Source organism: Cytobacillus sp. S13-E01 (genome assembly GCF_029193815.1).
Lineage (GTDB): Bacteria > Bacillota > Bacilli > Bacillales > Bacillaceae_L > Bacillus_BV.
In genome coordinates, this window is the sequence record NZ_JARFVC010000064.1 from 1 (window position 1) to 6,046 (window position 6,046).

Here is a 6,046-nt window from a genome sequence, read left to right on the forward strand (position 1 = left end):
CGTCACCCTTTTCTTTTCCGAATTCCCGATGGATTTGTTCTACAAGATGATGCAGAATAGCCTCGAAAATAGCTGGAGGAAGATCCGAAAGTTTGCGGGACAGTTGAGATATACTTATGTTTTTTAAGCCTAGTTCTTTTTGTAAGTTCTTTTTGTGCTTCACCTTGAATCTAATTTTTTTAAGGCTATCAAGCTGCTTCAGCTGAGCATAAATAAATAGTTTTGTAAAGGTTAGACTATCAAGCTTTTTCACATATTTATCAAGCTTCATCTGATCAACCATTTTTAAAATAACTGTTTCATCCATAGGGTGGATGTATTCCTTAAAAACTGTTTTTATGGTATTCTTGTCCATAGATTTCTCCTTATAATTGGGATTTGGACAGGACAACCTACCTTCCACCTAATTATAAGGTTTTTTTGTATCTATTTGAACTAAAAATTACCAATTATTACAAAAAATTCAATATAAATTTATGTTGAATTAGTCTTGACAAATTGATTTTTATTTAATGCAATGCTAGTGAGGAAATTATAAAATTGTAAGGTTGTGTATAACTTCGAGTCTTTGTCTATCTACGTCCAACTCCAGGCGCCATCGGACCTGAGGTCATAAGACGGTTCCTTTAAGAAGGAATAACCACCTTCTTAAAGGAACCGTCTTATGCTTGTCGCCGATAAGCGGGAGCCCTGCGCTTTTGTTCTTATGGCGCTTCTTTTATTATGTTTACAGTAAAACCGCTCCAGAGTTTGCATGCGAGGCTTTAAAGGAGTGTATGGATAGAGGATTGTATAGTGCGACTGAATTTAGTGATATTATCCTATATGTTAAACGACAGAGCCAAGAGGACAGTGCACCAGCGGAGCCAGAAAAAGCCCCGATAAAGCCTCTGGAAGCAGCTGATCAAACTATCCTATTAACGAAACCAAAGATTCGAGATGTGAACGACTATTTAGCGGTTTTACAAGGAGGTTTATCCAGGTGAGTCTGTCTCTAGAACAACTCCAACAACGTTTGTGTTCATTAAGATGGTCAGAAAGCGCCTCCTACCTCCCTACGCTTATTTCCCAAGCTGAATCAGAGGATTGGACATACAGGATGTTTGTCGAGCACCTGACGGCTTATGAGCAAAGGCGTCGTGATGAGAAGCAAATTGAAAAGCGATTAAAATGGGCAGGGTTCCCTTTTTATAAAACAATTGATGCATTTAACGTCAATGAGCAACAATCCTTAAGTAGGAAGCAAATTAATCAATTAAAGGAATTCACTTGGATTGATCAACTATACAACCTTATACTCTTAGGGCCGACAGGGGTGGGAAAAACCCTCCTCTCGACGGCACTAGGAATAGAAGCTATTCATCAAGGATATAAAGTATCTTTTATCTCTATGGGGGAATTAATACACACATTGAAAACTGAGGAATTCACAAGAAAGTCACAGAAAAGGATGAAACGAATTAGAGACTCCCATTTGGTCATAATTGATGACTTGATGTACATGGCGATGGACACTCGGGAGGCTAATCTGTTATTTCATTTGATTAATGACTTGTATGACCGAGCCTCCGTCATTATAACGTCAAACAAAAGCCCTCAGGAATGGGGTGAATTATTAGGGGATCCTGGCATTACTACAGCTATTTTGGATAGACTCATCCATCGAGCGGAGGTGATCCATTTTAGAGAAGAAGAAAGTTATCGTATGAAACATCGTTCTTCAATTTTTGGGCATGAAAGTGTCCAAAATTAATTAGCAAAAAGTGTCCATTTTCACTTGACGGTTACAGGAACACAGTAATTGTGTAAAAATATTTAATAAAGCACGTCAAAACGGTGATGTATGTCCTCATGCTTTAGCCTTTATTTTATGGAGAATGGAATGTGAAGGTATAGATACCTTTTGGAAAATCGAATATCATAATAAAATATCTGAACCTTATAATTTTGAATGTATAAAAGAACAATTTAGTATCTTTCCTAATGGAACTTTTATGACACATTTAGAAGAAATCTTAAACCCTATTTACAAAGACCAAGAGTTAAATTTATTAAATTATAACATCAGTAGCATAAATTATATTATAAATAGAATTCTATCTCATCTTTTAATTGAACGTTATATTAAGTGGCTAGAGGTAGTACAAAACCCGGATAAGTTTATGCATATTTATCCCGATGATAACATTCCAATGTATATTGCAAAAATTCCACAAAATTATAATGGAGAAATAAGTTTTTACTTTCCAAGTAATCGTCTTAATTACATGAAAAGTATAATAAAGGACATTAGTAATCAATTTTCTTGTCCCTTTCATAGATCAACAAAGTATCCACCCTATAAATCTCCAATTCAAATAGCAATGGATAAAATGAATTTAAAACACAGCATTTAATTGATACTAACAATTAAATGCTGTATGTTTTGGCAGTATGTTTATCACTCTTAATGAAAAATGAATCATACACCATGTATAAGATGTATAGAATCTAATATTTATACAAAATTTTGAAACTGCACTTATGGAACTAACGGGAAGTTTAGTTTAATAAAGAAACAACAAAAAAGACCAGTTATTGGTCTTTTAGGGTAGAGGTGAATTGTAACTTATTTTGCAAAGTGTTTTCTTTCTTCTGTATATGAGGAATTTTGAGTTTTTTATCTAAGTAACGAATTCCCTCAATGCATCCCTTAACAAGCAAAAAAGTAAACGAAAGTACAATAAATGTAATATAGCTATTCCAACCCCTATTATATTTCACTAATTTGGTATTCTTTTCAAGCCAATTCTCCATAAGAGTCATTGGTCCGCTAAAAAGAAAGACACTCAAGATTGACTTTATCGGCTTCATTGTATAAGTAAATTGATTATATATGACACACGATAAAGGAAATAACACGTATAAAAACACAATATTTGAGTCAAATAATTTAGGGAAATAGCGCAGAGGATATTGCAAATATTTTGTCTTTATTACTGGTCCATCAAATACAGTAGAAACTAAAGTTTTAATAAAATAAATAAGAAACCAGTCCTTCAAATCACCTTTTCTACGTAATAAAAAAAATATGCTTCCACCTATTCCAAATATAGTCAATAGGTTCAATATTGTCTTGTCTTTCATATATACACCTCCTATAATTATGATTTCCTTTTTCAAAAAAAATATCAGGGAAAACAAACTCTTGCTTCACTAATAGGGGTGGTTCTTAAAGATGAAAGTCATCTTTTTTATAAGATTGTGACATATTACACTTAAAGTAAAGGTGCAGGATAATGGAAAAAAGAAAAAGAATTTGAAATTCTAAGGGATTAACGCTTTTTTTGTTGAAGTTTTTGTACTAACGGTCAGGATTGTACAACAAGAACATTCATATATATAACTATGAAATAAAGTTAAAGGAGAGGGTAAAAATTACTGCCATTTGCTTAGTTAGACATGGGGAAACTGATTGGAATTCACTGGGGAAACTTCAAGGGAGAACTGATATACCGATAAATAGTAGAGGTATCTCGCAGGCAGAAGAATGTAGTCATTTTTTAAAGAATTATGAATGGGATATGATAATAACAAGCCCATTGAAAAGTAAGCGTCAAATAATCCCCACCTGTTTTCAGATGGGGATTTGATTTATGCTTTATTTAGATTTAACAAGAACCCGGCAATTCTCGGGAAGTGTCGGTGACCATGGCAGGAATTCGGCCAATTTTGTTTTGTCTGTCGTATCAATATTGGGAAGCTCCTGAAATAGATAGCTAAGATAATAGAATGGGTTCAATCCATTTTCCTTTGCTGTCTCTACAACACTATAGATGATCGCACTAGACTTTGCTCCCCTTGCGGTATTACTAAACAACCAATTTTTGCGGCCGATTACAAAAGGTTTAATAGATCTTTCGGCTAGGTTGTTATCAATCTCCAAATGTCCGTCCTCTAAAAATGCTACTAATCTATCCCATTGATTACGGCAATATTTGATAGCTTGACCAAGTGCACTTTTTGGCAATACACGGGGTGTTAGTTCTTTTAACCATGCCGAAAAAGCCTCTAGCACTGGTTTGCTGAGTTCCTGTCGTGCGTCGAAGCGCTCCTCCGGACTTACGCCCTTTAGTTTGCGCTCGATTTCAAATAATTGGTTACAATAAGCCAAACCTTCCTTTGCCTTGACGGTAGATGTGCTTGCGGTCTCAGGAAGCGCTCGAAGGGCCTCGGTGAATTTTCGGCGGGAATGCGCCCAGCACCCGACCAACCTAACATCCGGTATATTATTGTAACCAGCATACCCATCCACATGCAGATATCCCTGGAAGCCGTCCAAAAACCGCTGAGGATGCTTGCTAGCCCGTGTTTGCTGGTAATCATACAGGACTATAGGCGTATTCCCATGACCTGAGCGATACAGCCAGATATAGGATGTCGACGCCTGTGGACGATCTGGCTCAGATAAGACCTGCAGGGTTGTTTCATCGGCGTGTAGCCATTCCATCTGCAGGAGGTTCGCATGCATCTCCTCATAAATCGGACTAAGCCATGTTTCTGCCCCATAGATGGTCCAGTTGGCTAGCGTTTGACGAGAAATAGACACACCAAATCGCTCCAAGTGCTTTTCTTGGCGGTACAGGGGCATGCCTTCAACATATTTTTGGGTCATGGTAAATGCCATCGCCGAAGGGGATGCTAAACTACCAGGGAAAACTGACTTCGGCATTTCCGCCGTCACAATAGGTGTTTCTAATTCATTACGCTCGCAGTGGCGGCAACTATATACATGGCGAACATGTTCAACCACTTTGACCTGTGGTGGGATAACCTTTAATTCCTTGCGTACTTCTGTACTCATTTCATGCATTGTACCACTGCAGCACGAACAAACCTGTTCCTCATCAGACAAACGATAGTGAATCGTCTCTGTAGGCAGGTTTTCGAATTTGCGTTCACGTTCTCCACGCTGTTTCTTACGCTTATATGTAACCGTCTCAACGGTTGGTTCTTCAACCTTCGGGTCGAATGTAGCTTCGGCTTCATTAAAAAGGGAAAGTTGATCCAGGTCGGTCTTCTCGCTAGAAGCCCCGAATCTGCGCTGTTGGCTCAGACGGAATTGTTCCTCGTACCATTTTAGTTTAGCTTCCAACTCTTCCTTTTCCATTTCGAGTTTCTCGTTGAGCGCTTTGTAATATTCAATTGTATCTTTTGAAGTTTGCGCTGTCTTTTCCATACACCTAGTATACGGAAAAGAATCCGGTTTGACCAGCCGAATTCCCCCTATTTTGTATTTAACTAGTTTTATAGAATAATACGTGCTTTTACTTCCTGATGGGCTTGCTTTTGTTCGATGGATAGTCCATCTAGCAACCAACGAAATTGGCGAGGGCTGATGTTCTTGGGGGTCTTATCATTTTCCGATGGCCAATGGAAGGTACCTTTTTCCAGCCGGCGATAATAAAGCCAAAACCCATTATTTTCCCAATGAAGGATTTTTAACTTGTCTCGCTTCCGATTACAGAAAACGAATAGACTGGGCGAAAAGGGATCAAGTTCAAAACATTCCTTCACGATGACAGCTAGCCCATCAATCGATTTGCGAAGATCTGTACTACCCCGCGCTAGATAAACCCTTTGAAATTGGGTATTGGTTAACATTGGTTTTTAAGCACATGGACAACATCTGATAATAGATCCATGTTGGCTCCAGTTGGTACCTCAACTGTGATCGTACCAAAATGAAGCAGAACAGAACCCTGCCCCGAAGGGGGTGCTTCTTCATCAACCTGAACAGTGAACCATTGTGCCGCAACGGGTGTCTGTTTGGAACCGCTGTTACTTTCAAATTGCCGTATCCAGTAATACATTTGGTGGACTTTAATTTCTTGATGTTGGCACCAATCCACTACACTCTCTCCACTCTGTTTCCATTCTTCGTATCGTGCTTTCCATTCTATTCTTTTTTCCTTAAGGGTCATAGAAAAACCTCCCAATATGATTTCTAGGGAGATTATCTCATGGACTCACTATTAATAGAATGTGGGCTGTATTTGACGCTTAC

General features: G+C 38.0%; 8 protein-coding genes and 1 pseudogene. 4 read left to right on the forward strand and 5 right to left on the reverse strand.

Going from position 1 to position 6,046, the window contains the following annotated elements; genetic code table 11:
* Nucleotides 1-355, reverse strand: a 355-nt coding sequence (locus PY093_RS20935) for a DUF4372 domain-containing protein (protein ID WP_275645723.1), incomplete at its 3' end; no start/stop codon positions are given.
* A 421-nt stretch (nt 356-776) separates the two neighbouring features.
* Here PY093_RS20935 and PY093_RS20940 point away from each other — a divergent pair.
* From PY093_RS20940 to PY093_RS20950, 3 genes are all read left to right on the forward strand, one after another.
* The gene (locus PY093_RS20940; RefSeq protein ID WP_275647688.1) at nt 777-986 is read left to right on the forward strand and encodes a hypothetical protein; all 210 of its coding nucleotides are present in this window, start codon (nt 777-779) and stop codon (nt 984-986) included.
* Complete coding sequence (istB, locus tag PY093_RS20945; RefSeq protein WP_275647689.1) at nt 983-1,753, forward strand: IS21-like element helper ATPase IstB; 771 nt, start codon at nt 983-985, stop codon at nt 1,751-1,753. The genes PY093_RS20940 and istB overlap by 4 nt, the downstream gene beginning before the upstream one ends.
* Nucleotides 1,754-1,877: 124 nt before the next feature.
* Nucleotides 1,878-2,396: a hypothetical protein gene (locus PY093_RS20950; protein WP_275647690.1), complete on the forward strand. Its 519-nt coding sequence runs from the start codon at nt 1,878-1,880 to the stop codon at nt 2,394-2,396.
* 178 nt (nt 2,397-2,574) lie between these two features.
* On the opposite strand, the gene PY093_RS20955 is transcribed toward PY093_RS20950, so the two are convergent.
* Nucleotides 2,575-3,126, reverse strand: coding sequence for a CBO0543 family protein (locus PY093_RS20955; protein WP_275647691.1), 552 nt, complete (start codon nt 3,124-3,126; stop codon nt 2,575-2,577).
* 290 nt (nt 3,127-3,416) lie between these two features.
* Here PY093_RS20955 and PY093_RS20960 point away from each other — a divergent pair.
* Nucleotides 3,417-3,599, forward strand: a pseudogene (locus PY093_RS20960) (histidine phosphatase family protein); the annotation flags it as partial.
* Between the two features lie 41 nt (nt 3,600-3,640).
* On the opposite strand, the gene tnpC reads toward PY093_RS20960, so the two are convergent.
* The 3 genes from tnpC to tnpA all read right to left on the reverse strand — a co-directional run bounded on the left by tnpC (nt 3,641) and on the right by tnpA (nt 5,963).
* Nucleotides 3,641-5,218 carry an IS66 family transposase gene (gene tnpC, locus PY093_RS20965; RefSeq protein WP_481769292.1) on the reverse strand — a complete coding sequence of 526 codons (1,578 nt, stop codon included), beginning with the start codon at nt 5,216-5,218 and terminating at the stop codon, nt 3,641-3,643.
* Nucleotides 5,219-5,286: 68 nt separating this feature from the next.
* The gene (gene tnpB, locus PY093_RS20970) at nt 5,287-5,643 is read right to left on the reverse strand and encodes an IS66 family insertion sequence element accessory protein TnpB (RefSeq protein WP_275645858.1); all 357 of its coding nucleotides are present in this window, start codon (nt 5,641-5,643) and stop codon (nt 5,287-5,289) included.
* Nucleotides 5,637-5,963 (reverse strand): IS66 family insertion sequence element accessory protein TnpA, encoded by a 327-nt coding sequence (gene tnpA / locus PY093_RS20975; protein ID WP_275645859.1) that lies wholly within the window; start codon nt 5,961-5,963, stop codon nt 5,637-5,639. Before tnpA ends, tnpB begins: the two co-directional genes overlap by 7 nt.
* Nucleotides 5,964-6,046 lie beyond the last annotated feature (83 nt).

Excerpts from the sequence above, each read along its gene's own strand:
- PY093_RS20940 (WP_275647688.1), top strand. The coding sequence starts at position 777 with ATGGATAGAGGATTGTATAGTGCGACTGAATTTAGTGATATTATCCTA.
- PY093_RS20950 (WP_275647690.1), top strand. The coding sequence starts at position 1,878 with ATGGAATGTGAAGGTATAGATACCTTTTGGAAAATCGAATATCATAAT.
- PY093_RS20955 (WP_275647691.1), bottom strand. The coding sequence starts at position 3,126 with ATGAAAGACAAGACAATATTGAACCTATTGACTATATTTGGAATAGGT.
- tnpC (WP_481769292.1), bottom strand. The coding sequence starts at position 5,218 with ATGGAAAAGACAGCGCAAACTTCAAAAGATACAATTGAATATTACAAA.
- tnpB (WP_275645858.1), bottom strand. The coding sequence starts at position 5,643 with ATGTTAACCAATACCCAATTTCAAAGGGTTTATCTAGCGCGGGGTAGT.
- tnpA (WP_275645859.1), bottom strand. The coding sequence starts at position 5,963 with ATGACCCTTAAGGAAAAAAGAATAGAATGGAAAGCACGATACGAAGAA.